This is a genomic window from Flavobacterium sp. CSZ (assembly GCF_015350725.1).
GTDB lineage: Bacteria > Bacteroidota > Bacteroidia > Flavobacteriales > Flavobacteriaceae > Flavobacterium.
Genome location: NZ_JADKPQ010000003.1, coordinates 166,773 through 187,774, shown reverse-complemented (window position 1 = coordinate 187,774; position 21,002 = coordinate 166,773). Strand labels below are relative to the sequence as shown.

The 21,002-nt window shown below is 33.5% G+C and carries 20 protein-coding genes; 14 read left to right on the top strand and 6 right to left on the bottom strand.

Annotated features, from left to right (window positions below):
* Positions 1-31: 31 nt before the first annotated feature.
* From IRZ78_RS04795 to IRZ78_RS04770, 6 genes are all read left to right on the top strand, one after another.
* On the top strand, positions 32-1,093 hold the full coding sequence (locus IRZ78_RS04795) for a hypothetical protein (RefSeq protein ID WP_194615435.1): 1,062 nt from the start codon (positions 32-34) through the stop codon (positions 1,091-1,093).
* On the top strand, positions 1,090-2,526 hold the full coding sequence (locus tag IRZ78_RS04790) for a glycosyltransferase (protein ID WP_194615434.1): 1,437 nt from the start codon (positions 1,090-1,092) through the stop codon (positions 2,524-2,526). Before IRZ78_RS04795 ends, IRZ78_RS04790 begins: the two co-directional genes overlap by 4 nt.
* 6 nt (positions 2,527-2,532) lie before the next feature.
* Positions 2,533-3,795 (top strand): YaiO family outer membrane beta-barrel protein, encoded by a 1,263-nt coding sequence (locus IRZ78_RS04785; RefSeq protein ID WP_194615433.1) that lies wholly within the window; start codon positions 2,533-2,535, stop codon positions 3,793-3,795.
* A gap of 65 nt (positions 3,796-3,860) precedes the next feature.
* Positions 3,861-6,014, top strand: coding sequence for a DUF4838 domain-containing protein (locus IRZ78_RS04780; RefSeq protein ID WP_194615432.1), 2,154 nt, complete (start codon positions 3,861-3,863; stop codon positions 6,012-6,014).
* A 10-nt stretch (positions 6,015-6,024) separates the two neighbouring features.
* A complete protein-coding gene (locus IRZ78_RS04775; RefSeq protein ID WP_194615431.1) occupies positions 6,025-6,393 on the top strand; it encodes a response regulator in 369 nt (122 codons plus the stop codon).
* 109 nt (positions 6,394-6,502) lie between these two features.
* Positions 6,503-7,855: a DEAD/DEAH box helicase gene (locus tag IRZ78_RS04770; protein WP_194615430.1), complete on the top strand. Its 1,353-nt coding sequence runs from the start codon at positions 6,503-6,505 to the stop codon at positions 7,853-7,855.
* Positions 7,856-7,989: 134 nt separating this feature from the next.
* On the opposite strand, the gene IRZ78_RS04765 is transcribed toward IRZ78_RS04770, so the two are convergent.
* Positions 7,990-9,102, bottom strand: a complete 1,113-nt coding sequence (locus IRZ78_RS04765; RefSeq protein ID WP_194615429.1) for a lactonase family protein — start codon at positions 9,100-9,102, stop codon at positions 7,990-7,992.
* Positions 9,103-9,388: 286 nt separating this feature from the next.
* On the opposite strand from IRZ78_RS04765, the gene IRZ78_RS04760 reads away from it, so the two are divergent.
* From IRZ78_RS04760 to IRZ78_RS04735, 6 genes are all read left to right on the top strand, one after another.
* On the top strand, positions 9,389-11,317 hold the full coding sequence (locus tag IRZ78_RS04760) for a BatA and WFA domain-containing protein (protein WP_194615428.1): 1,929 nt from the start codon (positions 9,389-9,391) through the stop codon (positions 11,315-11,317).
* Between the two features lie 128 nt (positions 11,318-11,445).
* A complete protein-coding gene (locus IRZ78_RS04755; protein WP_194615427.1) occupies positions 11,446-12,702 on the top strand; it encodes a dihydroorotase in 1,257 nt (418 codons plus the stop codon).
* A gap of 5 nt (positions 12,703-12,707) precedes the next feature.
* On the top strand, positions 12,708-13,034 hold the full coding sequence (locus IRZ78_RS04750; RefSeq protein WP_055098245.1) for a hypothetical protein: 327 nt from the start codon (positions 12,708-12,710) through the stop codon (positions 13,032-13,034).
* 250 nt (positions 13,035-13,284) lie between these two features.
* Entirely contained in the window at positions 13,285-13,929 is a 645-nt protein-coding gene (locus tag IRZ78_RS04745; RefSeq protein WP_194615426.1) for an alpha/beta fold hydrolase, read from the top strand.
* Positions 13,930-13,987: 58 nt separating this feature from the next.
* The gene (locus IRZ78_RS26075; RefSeq protein WP_228520366.1) at positions 13,988-14,578 is read left to right on the top strand and encodes a hypothetical protein; all 591 of its coding nucleotides are present in this window, start codon (positions 13,988-13,990) and stop codon (positions 14,576-14,578) included.
* Positions 14,578-15,204: a hypothetical protein gene (locus IRZ78_RS04735; RefSeq protein ID WP_194615425.1), complete on the top strand. Its 627-nt coding sequence runs from the start codon at positions 14,578-14,580 to the stop codon at positions 15,202-15,204. Before IRZ78_RS26075 ends, IRZ78_RS04735 begins: the two co-directional genes overlap by 1 nt.
* A 53-nt stretch (positions 15,205-15,257) precedes the next feature.
* Here IRZ78_RS04735 and IRZ78_RS04730 read toward each other — a convergent pair whose 3' ends face one another.
* Genes IRZ78_RS04730 through IRZ78_RS04720 form a run of 3 tightly spaced genes read right to left on the bottom strand, consistent with a single transcriptional unit; the run spans position 15,258 to position 17,011 of the window.
* Entirely contained in the window at positions 15,258-15,686 is a 429-nt protein-coding gene (locus IRZ78_RS04730) for a hypothetical protein (protein WP_194615424.1), read from the bottom strand.
* A gap of 43 nt (positions 15,687-15,729) precedes the next feature.
* Positions 15,730-16,233 carry a hypothetical protein gene (locus IRZ78_RS04725; protein ID WP_194615423.1) on the bottom strand — a complete coding sequence of 168 codons (504 nt, stop codon included), beginning with the start codon at positions 16,231-16,233 and terminating at the stop codon, positions 15,730-15,732.
* Between the two features lie 13 nt (positions 16,234-16,246).
* Positions 16,247-17,011, bottom strand: coding sequence for an MBL fold metallo-hydrolase (locus tag IRZ78_RS04720; RefSeq protein ID WP_194615422.1), 765 nt, complete (start codon positions 17,009-17,011; stop codon positions 16,247-16,249).
* A gap of 90 nt (positions 17,012-17,101) precedes the next feature.
* Here IRZ78_RS04720 and IRZ78_RS04715 point away from each other — a divergent pair, with 90 nt between their 5' ends.
* Positions 17,102-18,565 (top strand): TonB-dependent receptor, encoded by a 1,464-nt coding sequence (locus IRZ78_RS04715; protein ID WP_194615421.1) that lies wholly within the window; start codon positions 17,102-17,104, stop codon positions 18,563-18,565.
* Positions 18,566-18,923: 358 nt separating this feature from the next.
* Here IRZ78_RS04715 and bcp read toward each other — a convergent pair whose 3' ends face one another.
* Positions 18,924-19,376 carry a thioredoxin-dependent thiol peroxidase gene (bcp, locus tag IRZ78_RS04710; RefSeq protein ID WP_194615420.1) on the bottom strand — a complete coding sequence of 151 codons (453 nt, stop codon included), beginning with the start codon at positions 19,374-19,376 and terminating at the stop codon, positions 18,924-18,926.
* Positions 19,377-19,409: 33 nt separating this feature from the next.
* A complete protein-coding gene (locus tag IRZ78_RS04705) occupies positions 19,410-20,090 on the bottom strand; it encodes a hypothetical protein (protein WP_194615419.1) in 681 nt (226 codons plus the stop codon).
* A 224-nt stretch (positions 20,091-20,314) separates the two neighbouring features.
* Between IRZ78_RS04705 and nth the strand changes: the two genes are divergently transcribed.
* A complete protein-coding gene (gene nth / locus IRZ78_RS04700) occupies positions 20,315-20,992 on the top strand; it encodes an endonuclease III (RefSeq protein WP_194615418.1) in 678 nt (225 codons plus the stop codon).
* The last annotated feature ends 10 nt before the right edge of the window (positions 20,993-21,002 follow it).

Genomic DNA, 21,002 nt, shown 5'->3' with positions numbered 1-21,002 from the left:
TTTCGTAATATTACATATAAAGTTATGTGATATGGAACATTTTATAGGTTATATAAAACATTACGCCATTCCTTTATTTGTATTTACAAGTTTATCTCTGGCGCTGGCTTTAATACTAAAAAGAATTCATTACCAGTACACATTACCCTACAGACATCTTATAATACGAAAGTCTGAAATTTTCCTAACAGAGATTACCTTATCAAAACCGGATAAAAATACTTTAAAATATAAAATCGCGAAGTTCAAATCAGAAATTCCGATACACAGAACCTGGTGCAAAAATATGCTTATAGAGGATATGATCCGGATGAAAAGCAACTTGAAAGGGAAAACTGCTAAAAACATTTTACTCATTTACAAACAACTGGATCTCAATCATTATTCGGCAAGTTTAATTCGGGATTTCAGGAAATATAAAAAACGGGAAGGAATTTATCATTTTCAGGCATTAAAATACAAGCCTGGAATTTCACTTCTAAAAAAATATTTATTCCATCCGGATAAAATTATTCGATCAAATGCTAATATTGCTTATCTGGCTTTATCAAAAGGCGATTGGCAGGTTGTAAATAAATTACCTATTAAAGCCTCTCTTATCACGACCATAAAGGTAATGGACGTTTTACATTCAGAAAAAATACCAATTCCGCCCGACATAGATCTTTGGATACAATCTGAAAATCCAACCATTCTAAAATTGGCTGTTATGACAATGGTTTTTTACAACTATAGAAACAAATCAGCAGAAATAATCAGACTCTTACATCACGAAGATAAAAACTTACGTACAGATGTTATTATTGCCATTCGCGATCTTTATCTTTTTGAAGCCGAAGTCGAATTACTAACCTTACTTGAAACCGAAACCTTAGAAATTCAACTTGAAATTCTGGAAGCACTATCAGCAATAGGTTCAGAAAAAACCATTGACTACTTAAACATTCAAATAAAAAAAGAAGAAATAAAAGATCTCAAACTTCAAATGGTTTGCTGCTTAAACAATATTGATCCGACAGGACTTAATATATTAGGAACACAAGATTCTGATACACAAAAAATGATCAATCACATTAGAACACGACAATTATGATTCATGATTTTCTATCACATCTTATTCGTGGTTATGATCTTTTTATAGCCTGGTTTTCTATGGGATATATTTTTTTTTACATCTTCCTTTCGATATTATCGTATTGGGCCATCATAAAACATTTAAAATATCAAAAATACTTAGACGAAGAAGTTTTACTTCGCTCCAATCATATTTTAGGCGTTTCGATCGTGGCTCCGGCTTTTAACGAAGGTGTCAATATTGTTTATAATGTAAAATCCTTGCTTTCATTAACCTATCCAAAATACGAAATCATTATTGTTAATGACGGCAGTACAGATGATACTCTGGAAAAATTAATAGCCGAATTCGATTTGGTTAAAATTGATTTCTATTATCAGGAAAAAATCGTAACACAACCTGTTCGCGGGCACTATAAATCGACAAATCCCGTTTATTCAAAGTTATTGATTGTCGATAAAGTAAACGGAAAAAGCAAAGCCGATGCCTCAAATGCAGGAATCAACTCCTCTCAGTATCCCTTGTTTTTATGTACAGATGTTGATTGTATTTTAAAAAGAGATACGATTTTGAAACTGGCAAAACCATTCATGGAAAATGAAACCCGCGTCATTGCCTGTGGCGCCGGAATCAGGATTTCGAATTCCTGCCAGATAAAAGAAGGTTTCTTATTTAAAGTGCATTATCCTAAAGAATGGTATCCGCGTTTTCAGGAATTAGAGTATGTACGTTCGTTTTTATTTGGACGAATGGCCTGGAGTCAAATCAACGGTTTACTGCTGGTTTCCGGAGGTCTCGGAATGTTCGATAAAGATATCGTAATAAAAGCCGGAGGATATTGGCACAAATCTTTGGGAGAAGACATAGAATTGGTCACCCGAATGAGAAGGTACATGCATGACAATAAAGAAAAGTTTTTAATAAAATACATTCCTGAATCGCTTTGCTGGACTGAAGTTCCAGGTACAAGAGAAGTGTTTTTAAGACAACGCATACGCTGGGCAAGAGGATTGGTACAAACGTTGTATTTACACAGGGAAATGTTTCTGAACCCCAAATATGGCCGGACAGCTTTTTTGGTTTTACCTTTCTTTTTTAGTTTCGAATTTTTAGTTCCAATTATTGAATTTATAGGTGTAATAACCCTGATCTCCAGCTTTGTGTTTAATATTATCGATTATCAATATCTATTTATTATAAGTCTGCTGGTCTATTTATTTTATCTCTCGATTACAATAATATCGATATTAATCGATGAAATTTTATATAAAAGTTATGCCAATTACAAAGAATTACTAATCCTAATTGGTATGGCTGCGATTGAACCTTTTGTATATCACCCTATCACGGTTTATGCATCATTAAAAGGGTATTGGCTTTTCTTTCGAAAAAAAGAACAAAACTGGGGTGTTATGGTTCGAAAAGGATATGAAACCCCAACTAAAAAATAATTGATAATGAAAAACCTTAAAACGTTACATACAATTGTACTGATTTTTTGCGTGTTTTTATTTTCTCACCAAAATACTAACGCACAAAAAATTGACACTGACAGTCTTTTGACCGTGATAATAAAAGACATGAAAAGTGCGCGTGCTAATTATAAACTCAATGTTGAGAGAGGGTTATTAGGTAAAAAATTAGCGCCCGATTATATCGATTTTCATTTGGCTTTGGGCAGAAATTACGATTTACTAAAAGTAGAAGACAGTGCCCGATTTTATTATAATTATGTCATTGAGAAAAACCCGAGATACGAAGACGCTTTTCTTTATCTGATTAATATGGATTTAGAAGATAAAAATTACAACGAAGCTTTAGATTTAACTCATAAAGCAATTGAATTATTTCCAGAGAACAGAATCTTCAGACTTAAGCGAATTGCAATTTATTCTTTACAAAATGATACTCAGAATGAGGCTAAATATCTTAAATCTATCCGTACAAAATACCCTAATGATGCCGATATAGAACAGCGCCTTTATGCCTTATATTCTAAAACAAATATGGATCGTGTTGGAGCATATTACAATATTACCACGATTGATCGTAAGGGAGTTGGTCCGTGGCATTTAGCCAGTGCCGATTATATGAGACAGCGTACCTGGGGAAGTTTGATTGGAAGGGTAAGTTATGCCAAAAGACTTTCCTCAGATTTGATACAGGCCAGCGGACTTCAGTTTGAAGTTGAATCGTATCTGTATGCCAAAAGAAATAATTATTCTTATCTTGATGTTGCCTATAGTAAAGACAGCGCTTTTCCGGAATGGCGATTAGGCTATTCTTACTTTCATAATTTTAAAAAAGGCTGGGAAGCTGATTTAGGCGTTCGTTATATTACTATGCAGGATAACAGCAATTTAAAAACATTAAATATCGGGGTCGGAAAATATTTTGGTTCGTATTGGGTTAATTTAAGATCCTATATTCAAAAAGACAGTCCCTCATTTACATTCAGCTCCCGATATTATTATAAAACAAAATTTGATTATATCACCCTGATAGCCGGTTATGGAACTTCTCCGGATGATCGAACAAGAGCGACAGAATACGATACCAGAATGTCTTTAAAATCTTATCGACTTAGCGCAGGTTATTACAGATTAATAAAAAACCGTTATGTTTTTGGTTTGCTAATTACAGATAATGAACAAGAATACACAAAAAACGGATTTCAAACTGAACTTGATTTTGCCGTTATATTACAATACAAATTTTAAATCTCATGAAAAAAAAGCAATTCATATATTTTCAACTTTTCTTTTTTTTCCTATTTAGCTTCAATATGATGGCACAATCTGAAATTATAATATCCGATAAAAACAGGATTATTTCCGCTTCTGAAAATGCTCAGTCAGCGGCTAAAATTCTAAAATATTATCTGGATAAAGCTTTTTCAAAACCATTTGAAATTACATCAGAAAGCAAAAAAGAAAATAATGCATCTGAAATAATTTTATCGATATCAGCTAATAAAAAACTAAAACCGAATGAATTTATTATCAAAAGCGATTCAAAATCAATTTATTTAATTGCTTCAAATCAAAAATACCTGAGTTACGCCGTTTATACTTTACTGGAAATTTGGGAGTTTAGAAAATTTACCGCTTCAGAAAACTATATCCCGAAAGTGACACAGCTTACTTTTGCTAAAAATACCAATAAAACTCATCGGCCATCATTTGATTACCGGGCACTTTTATATCCGGACTGTTATGACACAGATTTTAGAGACTGGCATAAACTAGATTGGCAGGTTGACGATTTTGGCATTTGGGGACATTCGTTTAGTGTTTTGGTTCCGGCAAAAGAGTATTTTAAAACCAACCCTAAACTTTTTGCTTTATACGAAGGCGAAAGAAATACCGAATCGTTATGCATGAGCAATGACACGGTTGTAGATTTGATAGAGACAAAAATGGCAAAAATTATTGCTAAAAAACCAAATGCTCAATTTTATTCAGTGAGTCAAAATGACGATGTGGTGTATTGCGAATGTACTCAATGTAAGGCTTTAAATAAAAAATACGGCGGTCCTCAGGGTTCATTTTATTATTTTTTGAATAAAATTGCAGCGCATTTTCCTAAAACAAAAATTACCACCCTCGCCTATCTTCATACCTTCAAACCTCCGGTTAATCTAAAGATAGAACCTAATATTTACACTATTTTTTGCCCGATTGAATTGAATCGGGCAAAAACAATTACCGCCGAAAATGCTTCGTGGTTTGTAAAAACATTAGAAAACTGGAGCATTACTTCACAGCATTTATTTCTATGGGATTATACCGTGCAGTTTTCTAATTATATGTCGCCTTTTCCTAATTTCGAATCCTTCCAGGGCAATTATAAACTCTTTAAAAAAAATAAGGTAAAAGGAATATTCGCTCAGGGCTACTCAGACCTTCCAGGAGATTTCTCAGAATTAAGGCAATATCTTTTAGCTAAATTAATGTGGGATACTGATATTAATACCGAAGCTGTAACTGCTGACTTTCTCCGTGGTTTTTATGGGAAAGCGGCGCCTTTTGTTAGTAAATACTTGAATCTTCTGGAAGCCAATCAAAAGAAAAGCAATGCTTATTTAGATATTTATTCGAGCCCTGTTGATGCCCGAAATACGTTTCTAACCCCCGTAGCAATGGATCAGTACGATCAATTATTAGAACAAGCTTTAAGTGCTGTCGAAAATGATTCGGTTTTAAGTTCCCGAATTCAAAAATTACGATTGGCTTTGGAGTATGTCTATTTTGAACAGGCTAAGTTTTACGGAAAAAACCAACATGGAATGTTTACCGTAAATTCTAAAGGAGAGAAAGAAGTAAAACAAGGCTTGACAGAAAGAGTTTTGAAATTTTCGAAAGCCTGCAATCAATTTGGCATTTACGAACTCAGCGAAGGCGGACTTTCTCCGGATAATTATTATAAAGAATGGCTGGAAATTTGCAAAAACTCCGTAACGCATTTGGGTGAAGATCTAAAAGTGAATCTTATCACACAGCCTTCAGACGAATTTAAAGGTAAAGGAGGTTATGGTTTAGTGGATGGAAACAGAGGTTATAAAGATTTCAATAGTAACTGGATTGGTTGGTACGAAAATAACCCTGAAATTGAAATCGAAACAAAGAAATTAGATTTCAATAGCTTAATATTAAATTTCCTCAACGATCAAAGGCATTGGATTTTTTTACCTAAAAAAATAAAAGTGTACGGTTTTAAAGATCAGAAATGGAATCTTCTACAAGAAAAAATTTGTGACAATTTAACAGAAGACTTTGAAATTACAACAAAATCATGGGAATTTGAAGATCAAAGCTTTAGTAGTTTTGCTATGATTAAGATCATTGTAGAAAACCAGACTGCAGTCCCCAAGTGGAGGAAAAGAAAAAACAAAAAACCAATGGTAATGCTGGACGAAATAGAATTATATAAAAAATGAAAATCAAAACATGAACACTAGTGATAAAAAAATCATGATCATTGATAATGATGACATGACAATCGAAATTCTAAAATTTATTCTAAAAAGAGAAGGTTATAAAATAAGTATTGCAAAAGATGGTATCAATGCTTTAGAACGCATTCCGACTATTATGCCTGATTTAGTGATTACTAATATCATTATACCGCTTAAATCAGGATTAGAAATCATTAGTTATATCAAACAAAATTTTAAAGACATTCGTGTGGTGGCACTTTCGGCACTTGGCGAAGAAGAGAATACTGTCGAAGAAGCTTTTCAATTGGGTGTTGATGATTTTATTGCAAAACCCTTTAATCCAAATGAACTTTTATTGCGAATAAAACGATTTTTATAGCAATTCAAAGTCGATTTTTGAGAAATACGAATGCCCCAAACTGTCGTAATTTCTAAGAAATACCAATTTTCAGCTATTTATAGCTATATTTGCACAAAATTTAATGCAAATGAGCACTTTCGAAAAATTCAATCTTCCAAAATCAGTACAAAAAGCAATCGACGAATTAGGCTTTGTTACGCCTACTCCTATTCAGGAAAAATCTTTCGCCGTGATTATGTCTGGCCGCGATATGATGGGAATTGCGCAAACCGGTACCGGTAAAACATTTGCCTACTTATTACCTCTTTTAAAATTATACAAATTTACACCAACCAATACACCTAAAATTGTAATTCTGGTTCCAACACGTGAATTAGTTGTTCAGGTGGTAGAAGAAGTCGAGAAATTAACCAAATACATGTCGGTTAGTACACTTGGTATTTTTGGTGGGGTAAATATCAATACACAAAAAAAAGCCGTTTACGAAGGTGTCGACATTTTAGTTGGAACACCAGGCCGTACAATGGATTTAGCACTTGATGCCGTTATTCGTTTTGATGAAACTCAAAAATTAGTAATTGATGAGTTTGATGAAATGCTGAATCTTGGTTTCCGTACGCAATTGACAGCACTTTTGGCCATGATGAAAACCAAACGTCAGAACATTCTATTCTCTGCAACCATGACAGATGAAGTAGATGCTGTTTTGAATGACTTTTTTGATTTTCCCGAAGAAGTTACACTTGCAGCTTCAGGAACACCGCTTGAAAACATTACACAAATTACGTACAACGTACCTAACTTTAATACAAAAGTAAATCTGCTAAAACATTTATTAGAAACAAACGAAAGCATGGAACGTGTTTTGGTTTTTGTGAATAATAAAAAGATCTCAGATATGCTTCATACAAGAATCGAAGAAGATTTTGAAGGTCAGTTTGGTGTAATTCACTCCAATAAATCTCAGAATTACCGTTTGAGTACGATGGCTGAATTCCAGGAAGGAAATCTACGCGGATTAATTACTACTGATATTATGGCCAGAGGTTTGGATATTTCTAATATCTCTCACGTTATCAACTTCGAACTTCCTGAATTTCCTGAATTGTATATGCACAGAATTGGTCGTACAGGTCGTGCTGATGCAACAGGAACTGCAATTAGTTTTATTACACCTCGTGAAGAAGAATTTAAAGTGGAAGTTGAAGTGTTGATGAATCAGGAACTTGCCATTGCAGATTTCCCTGAAGAAGTTGAAATTTCCTCTAAATTAATCGAACCTGAAAAAGACAAACAGCCGATTAAGTTTTTAATGAAAAAACAAACCCTTAAAGGTGATGGTGCTTTTCATGAAAAAGATAAAAAGAATAAAAAAGTCAACCTTGGGGGACCTTCTAAAACCAAAAAGAAAACCCACGGATCTGTCAATCGAAATATGTTGAAAACGAGAGACAAGAAGAGAAAAGATAAGAACAAGTAAATCTCTCAAATTCCAATAAAAAAAAATCCAAATTCCAAGTTGCTGAACTTAGAATTTGGATTTTTTTTGTGGCAGGTTTCAGTTTCAGTTTTTAGCACTTTTAGGAAAATGAAAACTGAGACCGAGACTGAAAACTATATTTTGGTAAAAACCAATCCCACAGGCGAACACAATTCGATTTTTTTACCAGTAGCTTTAAGTTTTCCTGTAGCTTTATCTCTTTTGAATATAATGATATCGTTAGTATATTGATGACCAACTAAAAGGTAATTTCCTGTTGGGTCGATAGCGAAATCTCTTGGGCCTTTTCCTAAAGTACTTTGCTGCTCTGTAAATTTAATTTTTCCGTCTTTCTGAATTTGATAAACCGAAATATTATTGGCATCAACACGATCTGTTACGTATAAAAACTTTCCATCAGGCGAAATTTTAATCGCTGCTGCACCTGTTCCTCCGGTAAATCCTTTTGCTAAAATACTGGTTTCAGAAAGTAACTTTAAACTTCCCGATTTATCATAACTAAATGTAGTAAGAGTCGCGTCTAATTCCTGAACCAAATAAACAAATTTACCGTCTTTGCTAAAGGTTAAATGTCTTGGGCCGCTTCCCTTTTTTACATCTACAGATCCTTTTAAAGTTAGAACCTCATGGCTTGCACCAGGATTGTACTTATAAATAAAAACTTTATCCTGTCCCAGATCATTCGATAAAACAAACTTTTTGTCCGGAGAAAAAACAACCTGATGCACATGCGCCTTTTCCTGACGTGCCACATTTGGTCCTTTTCCTTCATGCTGAATCAATTGTTGACCTTCGGTTATACTTCCGTCAGCATTTTTCTTAAATACCGCAATACTTCCTCCAGAATAATTCGCAACAATCACGTTTTTATCATCATTTATTAAGTGACAAGGATCTGCTCCTAAAGAAGAATTTGTATTTAGTACCTTAAGCTTACCTGTTGGTGCATCATATGTTAATGCTGTTACAGCACTTTGATTTCCGTTTTCGTTTACGGCATAAACAAATTTATTATTTGCCGAAACGGATACATAACTCGGACTCACTACTTTTTCTGTAGAATTTTTTAATTTAAAATCACCCGAAGCCGCATCAAATTGGTAAACGTAAATTCCTTTACTATCGCATGTATTGGTATAAGTTCCTACCAATAAATTAAATTTATTCTGCGCTTGTGTAGTTGTAAAGGCTAAAGCTGAAAAAAGCAGCATATATAATCTTTTCATAGTTTTTTATTTGTTTTTTGAATAGGCTAAAATACTCAATAATATCATTCGAAAAGTCATTTTTCGTTACAAAAGAAATTACAAAAGTTACATTATTCAAACTCCGTCTTCCAATTTTCAACCATAGTAAGTCATATGAGTTCATGTAATTTTAATATAATTTGAATCTAACTTATATCTCTTATATTACTTATATGGTTTAAATACTATTACCTATATGGTTTGACTAAAAATTTGTATTTTTGACCAGTATCTACAAAAAGTAGTAAAATAAATCTAAGCCGGAATGCATTTTAAACATCCTGAAATTCTATACTTTCTATTTTTATTGATTGTTCCAATTTTGGTTCATTTATTTCAATTACGACGTTTTAAAACTTCCTATTTTACTAATGTACGTTTCTTAAAAGAGCTTTCGATTCAAACCCGAAAAAGTTCAAAAATCAAAAAAAGACTTTTACTGGCGACTCGTTTATTGTTATTGACTTGTATTATTTTGGCTTTTGCCCAGCCTTTTTTCGAAGCAAAAGACAGTAAAAATGCCACTAACGAAATGTATATTATTCTGGACAATTCCTTTAGTATGCAAGCAAAAGGCAAAAAAGGAGAATTGCTAAAACGTGCTGTTCAGGAATTATTAGAAAATACTCCCGAAACCACTCAGTTTTCATTATTAACCAATACCGAAAATTACTGGAATACGGATATAAAATCATCCAAAAGTGCTTTACAGAATCTACAGTACAGCGCAACACCTTTTGAACTTCCGTCAATCATGGCAAAGATAAAAGCCCATAAATCGGCTTATAAAAAAGACATTGTTATTATTACAGATGCTATTGGATTGGCCGAAAAAGATGTAAAAAATATTGATACTGAAGAGAAACCTTATTTTATAATTCCATCGGCGGAACAAAAAAACAACATCGCTATTGACAGCGTTTATATCAATCAGACTTTAGAAAATTTCTATGAAATTAGCGTAAATCTATCCGCTTACGGAGAGCATTTCAAACCGGTTTCGATGGCCTTATACAATCAAAATAAACTGATTGCCAAAACCATTATCAATTTTGAGGCAAAGAAAAAGAAAGTCAATTTTACGATTCCAAAAGAAGCTTTTCACGGATATGTGACTATTGAAGATAACGGTCTTACTTACGACAATAAGCTTTATTTTAGTATTTCGAAAAATAAAAAAACAAATGTTATTAGTATAGGCGAACCAGAAAAAAGCAATTTCTTATCGAGAATTTATACTTCTTCTGAATTCAATTACAATAATTATTCGATTAGCAATTTAGATTATAATAGTTTAGACAAACAGAATACTATCATTTTAAATGAATTAGTTGAAGTTCCTCAGGCTTTGCAAACTACTCTGAAAGCATTTGTTGCTAAAGGCGGAAATTTAGTGGTGATTCCTTCTGAAAAAAGTTCAGTTTCAAATCTCAATTCATTTCTGGGTAATTTCGGAAAAATTCAGTTTAATACTCTTGAAAACAAAAGCAAGTTGATTACCAAAATCAATTTCGATCATCCTTTATTTTCAGGCGTTTTCGAGAATAAAATCACGAATTTTCAATATCCAAAAACAAATAATTCTTTTGCCATTTCGAGCCCATATCCGGCCGTATTATCTTATGAAGATCAGAGCGTATTTGTAACTGCAATTCAGAATCCGGTTTCGGGAATTACTGTTTTTTCAGCACCTATTAATGCAGCAAATTCAAACTTTCAGCAATCGCCATTAATTGTTCCGTTGTTTTATAAAATGGGGCAAAACAATCAAAAAACAGGAGTTAATGCCCTGACTATTGGCAATAACCAACCTTATTTTGTGGATGTTTTATTGACCAAAGATGCTATTCTGGAAGTAAAAGGAAGTGAAGATTCTTTTATTCCTATTCAGCAAATATTGAATAATAAAGTAAAACTAACCTTTAATGATTTCCCTGAAACATCCGGAAATTATAGTGTTTTTGATAAAAAAGAATGGGTAGAAAACCTGAGCTTCAATTACAAAAGAACCGAAAGCGATTTGAGTCAGGTAAATACCAACGTAGTTTCTGATTTTAAAACTGCCGATACGATTTCGACCATTTTTAATACGCTACAAACTGAACGAACTGACAGCCAAATTTGGAAATGGTTTGTTATCTTTGCACTGTTATTTTTAGCATTAGAAATGGCAATTATAAAATTCGTGAAATAAACTTAAAGTTTATTTTTTCCGAACCATTAAGAGATTAAGACCATAAAGGGTTAAGCCTTCTTAATTTAACTTAATACCTTAATGGTAGAAATAAAACATTTTATGTTTGAATAAATAAATATCTACATATGAAAATAATCATCAGAAGCGCCAAAATTATCGATTCAAAAAGTCCGTTTCATAATCAGACCGTTGATCTTTTAATTGCAGATGGTTTAATAGAAAAAATAGGAACTTCGATTCTTGATATCGAGGACACAACCGAAGTTAAGTTGGATAATTTACATCTTTCCCAAGGTTGGTTTGACAGCAGCGTTTCTTTTGGAGAGCCAGGTTACGAAGACAGAGAAACCATTGCAAACGGATTGAATGTTGCTGCAAAAAGCGGTTTTACCGGCATCGCTCTTCAACCGAACTCCTTCCCTGTTATCGATAATCAATCGCAGGTCAATTTTGTAAAAAATAAAGCTAATGGTTTTGCTACAGAACTTTTCCCAATTGGTGCTTTAACCAAAGCCAGCGAAGGAAAAGATATGGCAGAATTATTTGATATGAAAAAATCCGGAGCGGTTGCTTTTGGCGATTATAATAAAAGTATTGACAACGCCAACTTGCTAAAAATTGCTTTGCAATACGTTCAGGATTTTAATGGCTTGGTTATTACTTATTCGCAGGATCCAAATATCAAAGGAAACGGTGTTGCCAATGAAGGAATCGTTTCAACCAAATTAGGTTTAAAAGGTATTCCAAATCTGGCCGAAGAATTACAAATATCAAGAAATTTATTTCTACTGGAATATACGGGAGGAAAACTTCATATTCCGACCATTTCTACCGCAAAATCGGTTGAATTGATAAAAGAAGCTAAAGCAAAAGGACTTCAGGTAACTTGTAGCGTTGCAGTACATCATTTGGTTTTAACCGATGAAAAATTAGAAGGTTTTGATACCCGCTTTAAAGTTACGCCGCCATTAAGAACCGAAAGCGACAGACAGGCTTTATTAAATGGAGTTAAAGACGGAATAATAGATATTATTACTTCAGACCACAATCCAATTGATATCGAGTTCAAGAAAATGGAATTTGATACAGCGAAAAACGGAACAATTGGTCTTGAAAGTGCTTTTGGAGCCTTATTAACTGTTTTACCACTCGAAACGGTAATCGAAAAATTAACTTATGGTAAATCTGTTTTCGGAATTGAAAACAATACAATTGCCGAAGGTTCTAAAGCGAACTTCACTTTCTTTACTCCGGAAGGAAAATCGACTTTTACAAAAGCTAATATTCTTTCGAAATCTAAAAATTCTGCTTTTTTAGGAACAGAAATCAAAGGTTCTGTGTACGGAATCTTGAATCAAAATCAACTTGTTATCACTAAATAATTACAATGAATAATTCAATCGAAGAGGGAAAATCAATCGCCATTACCAGTTATATTTTAATTATTGGTGTTTTGATCGCGATGTCTATGAACTCTGAAAATAAAAATAGTTTTGCCTCTTTTCATATTCGCCAAGCTTTAGGATTATCGCTTGCTTTTATTTCATTTGGAGCCATTATCAGTAATTTCGACAGCTTTATGATTACTTTCCCAATGTGGATTTGTATTTCGATATTATGGACGTATGGGATTTTTAGTGCTATACAAGGTCAAACAAGACCAATTCCGTTGGTTGGGAATTTATTTCAAAAATGGTTTAAATCGATAGGATAAGAAAATTCCAAATTTTTAAAAACTCCAAATACCAATTTAAAAAAATCCGTTAAAATCCGCGTTTTCTCTTTAGCGAATCTGTTTTATCAGCGTATAAATTTAGAACACGGATAACACGGATAACACTGATTTGCAAGCAAAAATGCAGAAAAAAACAAATTTTACTATATAATCTCAACAAACTTTCTCAAAGTTCGACTTTCAGAGAAAACTCATAACTTATAACTCAAAACTCATAACTTCCAAAGAAATGAATCTATCTTTAGAATATAAAATACAAGAACCAAAAGTTATCTTAGACAAAAATCCTGTTTTACTTTTACTACACGGATACGGCAGCAATGAAGCTGATTTGTTTTCGTTTGCTACTGAACTTCCTGATAACTATTATATCATTTCTGCCCGTGCGCCTTATGATTTGCAATATGGTGCCTATGCCTGGTATGCGATTAATTTTGATGCGGATCAGAATAAATTTTCAGACAACGAACAAGCCAAAACTTCTCGTGATTTGATCGCTAAGTTTGTTGATGAACTGGTTGCTAATTATCCTATTGATGCCAATAATGTTACCTTGGTTGGTTTTAGCCAGGGTTCTATTTTAAGTTATTCGGTTGCACTTTCGTATCCTGAAAAAATTCAGAGAGTTGTGGCTATGAGTGGTTATTTTAACGAAGAAATAATCAAAGAAGGTTACCAGAAAAACGACTTTAAAAACTTAAAAATATTCGCTTCACACGGAACCGTAGATCAGGTAATCCCTATCGATTGGGCGAGAAAAACTCCTGCTATTCTTGAAAAACTAAATATTCCGGTTACTTATAAGGAATATCCTGTTGGTCATGGAGTGGCTCCGCAAAATTTCTTTGATTTTAAGAATTGGCTCTCGGAGTAGTTTTCTAGTCACAGTTTTCAGTCTCGGTCTCAGTTTCCAGCCATCTTAAATCCTAATAATGAGTAAATTTCCAGAGATATTAACTGACGAAAAAATAAAGGACAGCAATAAAGACTTTAGAAGTGCGCTGTTTTCTTTAGACAAAAACATTATTGATAAGGATAATTTCGTTCACTTAGCAAGGATTTATTCTACTACAAAACAACTTGATATTAGAAATAAAGTATTAAGATTATTATATGATTTTGATTTTCCTCAATTAAAGGATTTCTTTGATAGTGCATATAAGAAAGAACGTTATCTAGACATGAAAATCTATGCACTCCGTGGTCTTTCTCAGTTTATTAGTGAGAAGGATATAGAAAAACTATTGCATAAATTCAATCTGACTTTACTAAAAAGACAAGAAACAACACCTTATAATTATCAGGAATACGAACTTTTAAAAGGGCAAAATTCTTTGACTTATTTAGTAGAAAAGTACAATTACAATTGTTTTAAAGAAACACTAAATCAGGTAAATAAGCAATATAATGGAATGCCTGATGCTTTTAAAGGTCATTTTACAATAGACGAAAAAGGTCAGGTAGTTTCATTAAGAAGTCCCGAAGAAAGCTCAAAGATGATTAAAGATTTTTTTAAGGCATAATGACAAAAAAGAGCAACAAAAACAGTAAATTAAAATTAACGAGTAACTATAAAATTCTGAACTCCAGAAATATATTTATAATTACACTTATTATTATAACCCTAACTATTATAACTGTTTGGCTTTTTGGATTAGGAGATCATAGATCTTTTTTCGAAAATTCGCTATTATCAACAACCATTTTATCTATAGCATTCTTTTTATTTCTATCTATTGGATTATTTAAGGGAATTAAACTTAGAGATAATCTAGGCCAAATAACAGATCGTTTTGATCCTTCACAAATTGATTTTATAAGAGAAGCTGTTGCAGATCGCAGTATTGAGGATGCACCAGATATTGGCGAAGGAATTTTTGGAATTATACTAAGCCTAATTTTATGGTTTATTATGGCAGTCGTAATTAGTTACTTATGCTGGGCATTTGGTGCCATAGTATGGTTTTCCATCTTAACTTTTATGGCAATGCTTTATTGGATTTTCTTCAGGGCATTAAGGCTGGTCTTTAAAAAATCCGGAAAGTGCAAAGGCAATTATTCAAATAGTATCTTATATGGTCTTAGTTTTACAATTCTATACAACTTTTGGATTTATGCAATCATTTTTATGACAATGCATTTTTCTTAAAATAAAAAATCGCAGCCTTCAAACTGAAAACTGCCACTGTATATTGAAAACTCTTATTCTCCTGTATAAATAATTTTACCAGCTTTTTTCAGCACATAACCTTTCCAGGGAATCAATTGATAATCGCCTTTTGTCCAGGAATCTCCTTCCGATTTTCTGTCTAAAAGGATGGGTTCTTTTTGAGTGTCAAGGAAAAGTTCGGCTTGGTTTGCATCAAAAATAACGTAGGCTACAGTCGAGTATGTTTTTCCATCTTCGGCATGAGCTAGTTTTGTTCCTGCTTCAAAAAGACGTACACATTCTTTTTTAAGTATTGACCACGTATATCCTGCAGATGCCTTGCAACCGTGAGCATCAGAGTCACCTCCTACTACCACCGGTTTTGATTCTTGCTGTTTTGGTGTTTTATTCTCTTCCGAAACTTTCTTTGTACAAGAAAACGAAAGACCAATAATCATCGAAAATAAAAATATCTTTTTCATATATCCTATAATTTTAGATTGCAAAAAATAGGATCATTAGTTTCTATTTTTGATACAACCAGGTTTGATTTACTTCAAAAGTAATATTATCATCGTTATCAACAAAATATTTTAACAAGACTTCTCCCCATAATTCACCATTGCTGTAATCTGCAATGATCCATCTGTGGTTTAGAATTTTTATTTTATTGATGATAAACTTGTTTGGACCAATTTTATCCTGCCCTGTATAAGGATTTCCGTTTGGATTTGCATTTAGATCTAATAATTTCTCTGTTACAACCGGAATCAGTTTTTCGTATAAAATTACTTTTCCTCCTGAAGCGCTATTATCAAAATAGTTTTGCGCATTCTCGTTATGTTCCAGAGAGAAATAATCTGCATCGGCTAATTTTGTTGTTACAAGATTAATGCTGTCTCTTAGTTTTTTAGTTGTTTTATCATATCTTTCCTGCCCAAATTTTACTTCTCTGCTGTAAAACATATAAGTAAAAACATTCATAAGTATCGCAAGGATAAAAAGATAAAGCATTAAGGATTTTTTCATTGTAGTGGTATAATTAAATTGTAATTTCTAAGTTATCGTAGGCCAGGAAAACGTTTTCAGGCAATTGTTTTTGCACTTCTTCATGAAAGCCTAAAACGTGGCTAATGTGCGTTAAATAAGCTTTTTCAGGTTTCACCAAATTTATAAAATCAAGTGCTTCCTGCAAATTAAAGTGTGTGTCATGTGGTTCTACTCGCAAAGCATTTACTACTAAAACTTTAAGATTTTTTAGTTTTTCAACTTCGGTTTCGTGAACCGTTTTAACATCGGTTAAATAGGCAAAATCATCTATACGATATCCAAAAACCTGTAAATCGCCGTGCATAACATTTACCGGAATGGCTGTTTTATCACCTACCGTAAAGGATTCGTTATTGATGACCTCAATCGTTTTTACGCTTGGAGCGCCCGGATATTTGTTTACAGTTTCGAAAACATAATCGAAACGGCGTTTAAGGTTATCTATAACACGCTGATGTGCATAAACAGGAATTTCGCCCTGTCTGAAATTAAACGGACGTATATCGTCTAAACCAGCAGTATGATCTGCATGTTCGTGTGTAAACAAAATGGCGTCGAGATGTCTGCAGCCGCAAGAAAGCATTTGTTGCCTGAAATCAGGACCGCAATCGATAACGTAAGAGTGCTCGCCCCATGTGATCCAGATCGATACGCGGAGCCTTTTGTCCTTAGCATCAGTGCTTTTACAAACAGGATGATCGACTCCGATTATCGGAATGCCTTGTGAAGTACCAGTACCTAAAAAATATACCTTCAATTGAACTTAATTTTTTTACAAAAATAGGATTATTTCTCTTTCATTAGAAGCCTAATTTGCTAACTTTGTAACAAATCTATTTAAAATAAAATGGGTACAGAAATAAAACTCAAAGGTGACAAGGTCATCGAACAGATTCCTTCCATAAAAGACAAAGCGTTACGCATTAATTTAAACGAGAATATTTACGGAACTTTTGCTGAAATTGGTGCTGGACAAGAAACCGTTAGGCATTTTTTCAGATCCGGGGGTTCATCGGGAACAATTGCAAAAGCAATGTCTGCCTACGACAAAGATTTCAGTGACGCCGTTTATGGAATTGAGAGAGATGGCCGATATGTAACCGAAGAGCGATTAAAGAAAATGCTGACTCTTGAAGGCCAAATCATTGAGGAGCGATTAAGCCGCGAAAAACATCCTACAAAACTTTTCTTTAGTTACGCGAACACTGTTGCCACAATAGATTTTGCCAAACAGTTTAAAGGTCATGGCTGGGTAGGAATTAGATACCAAATTGAACCTGATGAAGCTTATAACGAAATTATCCTGCACATTCGTTTTAAAGAAACTGATGCCCGACTACAACAGGAAACACTGGGAATTTTAGGAGTAAACCTAATTTACGGTGCTTTTTATAAATACAACGATCCAAAACGATTACTTCGTTATTTATACGATCACTTAGACAAAGACCAACTCGAAATTGATACTATTAACTTCTCAGGACCTCGTTTTGCTGATGTTGATAATCGTTTGATGAGTTTACAATTGGTTAAAAACGGAATGACTGATGCGGTAATGTTTAATCCTGAAGGGAAAAACGTATTACCAGCTGCCGTTTTATACAAAAAGAACCTTCTTGCTTTTAGAGGAAGTTTTCGACCGGTTACGAACGTAAACCTTGATATGTACGAGAAATCTCTCAAAATGTTTCTTGAAGAAAATAAGGTTGAAAAAGACAATACTTTGGTCGTTTTTGAAATTACACTTTCGAATTTACGTTCTGATGGTGAAATTGACGAACGTGATTTCATGGACAGAGCCGAATTGCTTTGTTCGTTAGGTCAGACTGTAATGATCTCAAATTTCCAGGAATACTATAAAGTGGTTGAATATTTTGCTAATTACACTAAAGCCAGAATGGGATTGGCCATGGGGGTGAATAATTTAGTAGATATTTTTGACGAGAAGTATTATCGTCATTTAAGTGGTGGTATCCTTGAAGCTTTTGGAAAGTTATTCTATCGTGATATGAAAGTATTCTTATACCCAATGTTGGGCGATAACGGAGAAATCATTACTTCTGAAAATCTAAAAGTACACCCTAGAATGAAGGAATTATATAAATTCTTTAAATTCAACGGAAAAGTGGTTGATATCGTAGATTATAACCCGAATATCTTAAATGTATTCTCCCGAGAGGTTTTAAAAATGATCAGCCAGGGGAAATCAGGCTGGGAACCGATGCTTCCTTCTGGTGTTGCCGAAATTATCAAAGAACACCATCTTTTTGGATATCATCCGGAAACTGAATTGGAACAAAATAATATGTAATATCAAAAAGGTCCTAAAAAGAAAGTCTTTCTTTTTGGGACTTTTTTTTACTCTCTAGTTCTAAAATTTTTTTTACCGCAAAGCGCGCTAAGTTTTTTTTCTATATCTGAAGCTTTTGTAAAAGAAAAGTTCGCAAAGCTATGTGTTGAATAAGCTTTGCGAACTTTTTATGTTTCAGTTTTCAGGTTTTGCTGGATTTGAAACTTTGTCAAAGTTTTGAACTTTGACAAGTTGTTTGAGGCAATTTTTCAGGTAAAGCTTTGCAAACTTTGCGCATTATAAATGCAATCTAAGAAAAAAAATTAGCGTGCTTTGCGGTAAAAGTCACCGTTAAGCTCGAAACCTGAAACAAAAATTTTTATTTCAAAATTTGCGCTGCGTGTTCTTTTGTTTTTACTTTTTCGATTACCTCATCGATGATTCCGTTTTCGTTGATTACGAAAGTGGTCCTGTGGATTCCGTCGTATTCTTTTCCCATGAATTTTTTAGGGCCCCAAACTCCAAATGCATGGATAACTGATTTGTCTTCGTCGGCTAATAAAGGAAAAGGGAATTCGTATTTGTCTTTGAATTTCAGCTGCGCTTTTTGACTGTCGGCACTTACTCCCAGGAGTTCATAGTTATTGACTTTAAAACGTTCGAAATTATCTCTTAGGTCACAAGCCTCTGCGGTACAACCTGGCGTACTTGCTTTTGGATAAAAGAATACTACTAATTTTTTTCCGGCGTAATCTGCCAGTTTATGTGTTTTTCCGTCCTGGTCTGTTCCTGAAAAATTTGGTGCTTTGTCACCGGCTTTTAATGTTGTCATATTTTTTAAATTTTAGATTGTTGATTTTAGATTTTAGATTAATGTCTGTTTATTTAAATCTACTTTTATCTCTCCAATCAACCATTTTCCGTTATGTCGAGTTTTATATCTATATTCAATCTCAAAAATACCATTTTTAATTTCCCCTTCTTCGAATAAGCTCTCAAAAAAGATTTCGGTAGTTATTTTTAAGGTTTTTTCTATACGTCCTTTTGGTAAATTAATTTTAAAAAGTTTGTTGGTACTCAAATTAAAAAAGTTTAAAAAATTAGACTCTTTAGAATCAATAGTAACAAAATAAGGATATTTCTTAATGTTACTATGATAAATTTCCCTACCAAGATTTGCAATTTTTTTTCCGTTATTCTTATCAAATAGTACGAACTCTGACGGATCGCAACAACCAGAAACTAAACGGTTTTCTATAATGAATGTGTTGTTGTACTCAGCCCAGCTTAAATAACCTAATCTGCCTGTTAATTCGATTAGACTTTTATCTAAAGAAAAAAGCTTTTTCTTTTCTTTTGTTTTACTTTCAAAAACAAGCCAAGATGAATCGCAATTAAACTGATAGTAAATTTTTGCTCCGTTTTTAAAGGTTGTTTTTTCACAAGATATAATTTCATTCAATTGAGGTCGCTCTTTACAACTACAATTTTGTGCAGAACTAAATTGCGAAATAATTATAAAAATAAATGTCACTATAATTTTCATTGTTTAAATAAAATAGGTTAATTAAGAGATATGTTTTCATGCCTCAGATTGCAGTGAAAACCCCCGAGTTGTGGTAATTTACATTTTTTGCATTGGAAAAGCGACCGGAGGAAGCTCTTGCGAATGCTTAAAAATGTTATTGCCACAATGAGGAGTTGCAACGGAAAGCTGGATTAGGCACATCATGAAAATTATAGTATTTTTACGGGATTAAAAATACGGAAATGAATAAAGAAGCTCGCGTACAGTTTGTTATAAATACGTTAAAAGAACTCTACCCTACTATACCTGTCCCGCTCGATCATAAGGATCCTTACACATTGCTGATTGCTGTTTTGCTTTCGGCGCAATGTACCGATGTGCGTGTGAACCAGATTACACCTATTCTTTTTGCAAAGGCTGATAATCCGTATGATATGGTAAAAATGTCGGTAGAGGAAATTAAGGAAATTATTCGCCCTTGTGGTTTGTCGCCAATGAAATCGAAAGGGATTTATGGTTTATCGCATATTTTGATTGATAAATACGATGGAAAGGTTCCGCAGAGTTTTGAAGCTCTTGAAGAATTACCTGCTGTGGGACACAAAACGGCGAGTGTGGTAATGTCTCAGGCGTTTGGTGTGCCGGCTTTTCCGGTTGACACGCATATTCACAGGTTGATGCACAGGTGGAATCTTTCGAACGGGAAAAATGTGGTGCAGACTGAAAAAGATGCTAAAAGATTATTTCCTAGAGAAATCTGGAACGACTTACATCTTCAGATTATTTGGTATGGTCGTGAATATTCGCCTGCAAGGGGATGGAGCTTAGATAAAGATATTATTACAAGGACTGTTGGCAAAAAATCGCTGATTGAGGAAACTATGAAAAAGGAAGAAGCTACTAAAAAGATTGTTAAGTAGCTTCTTCTCT

Bases quoted from the DNA above. Each gene is read 5' to 3' on its own strand.
- IRZ78_RS04760 (WP_194615428.1), top strand. From the start codon at position 9,389: ATGCATTTTAAACATCCTGAAATTCTATACTTTCTATTTTTATTGATT.
- nth (WP_194615418.1), top strand. From the start codon at position 20,315: ATGAATAAAGAAGCTCGCGTACAGTTTGTTATAAATACGTTAAAAGAA.
- IRZ78_RS04790 (WP_194615434.1), top strand. From the start codon at position 1,090: ATGATTCATGATTTTCTATCACATCTTATTCGTGGTTATGATCTTTTT.
- IRZ78_RS04775 (WP_194615431.1), top strand. From the start codon at position 6,025: ATGAACACTAGTGATAAAAAAATCATGATCATTGATAATGATGACATG.
- IRZ78_RS04705 (WP_194615419.1), bottom strand. From the start codon at position 20,090: ATGAAAATTATAGTGACATTTATTTTTATAATTATTTCGCAATTTAGT.
- IRZ78_RS04785 (WP_194615433.1), top strand. From the start codon at position 2,533: ATGAAAAACCTTAAAACGTTACATACAATTGTACTGATTTTTTGCGTG.
- IRZ78_RS04780 (WP_194615432.1), top strand. From the start codon at position 3,861: ATGATGGCACAATCTGAAATTATAATATCCGATAAAAACAGGATTATT.
- IRZ78_RS04755 (WP_194615427.1), top strand. From the start codon at position 11,446: ATGAAAATAATCATCAGAAGCGCCAAAATTATCGATTCAAAAAGTCCG.
- IRZ78_RS04745 (WP_194615426.1), top strand. From the start codon at position 13,285: ATGAATCTATCTTTAGAATATAAAATACAAGAACCAAAAGTTATCTTA.
- IRZ78_RS04750 (WP_055098245.1), top strand. From the start codon at position 12,708: ATGAATAATTCAATCGAAGAGGGAAAATCAATCGCCATTACCAGTTAT.
- IRZ78_RS26075 (WP_228520366.1), top strand. From the start codon at position 13,988: ATGAGTAAATTTCCAGAGATATTAACTGACGAAAAAATAAAGGACAGC.
- IRZ78_RS04795 (WP_194615435.1), top strand. From the start codon at position 32: ATGGAACATTTTATAGGTTATATAAAACATTACGCCATTCCTTTATTT.
- IRZ78_RS04765 (WP_194615429.1), bottom strand. From the start codon at position 9,102: ATGAAAAGATTATATATGCTGCTTTTTTCAGCTTTAGCCTTTACAACT.
- IRZ78_RS04770 (WP_194615430.1), top strand. From the start codon at position 6,503: ATGAGCACTTTCGAAAAATTCAATCTTCCAAAATCAGTACAAAAAGCA.
- IRZ78_RS04715 (WP_194615421.1), top strand. From the start codon at position 17,102: ATGGGTACAGAAATAAAACTCAAAGGTGACAAGGTCATCGAACAGATT.
- bcp (WP_194615420.1), bottom strand. From the start codon at position 19,376: ATGACAACATTAAAAGCCGGTGACAAAGCACCAAATTTTTCAGGAACA.
- IRZ78_RS04735 (WP_194615425.1), top strand. From the start codon at position 14,578: ATGACAAAAAAGAGCAACAAAAACAGTAAATTAAAATTAACGAGTAAC.
- IRZ78_RS04725 (WP_194615423.1), bottom strand. From the start codon at position 16,233: ATGAAAAAATCCTTAATGCTTTATCTTTTTATCCTTGCGATACTTATG.
- IRZ78_RS04730 (WP_194615424.1), bottom strand. From the start codon at position 15,686: ATGAAAAAGATATTTTTATTTTCGATGATTATTGGTCTTTCGTTTTCT.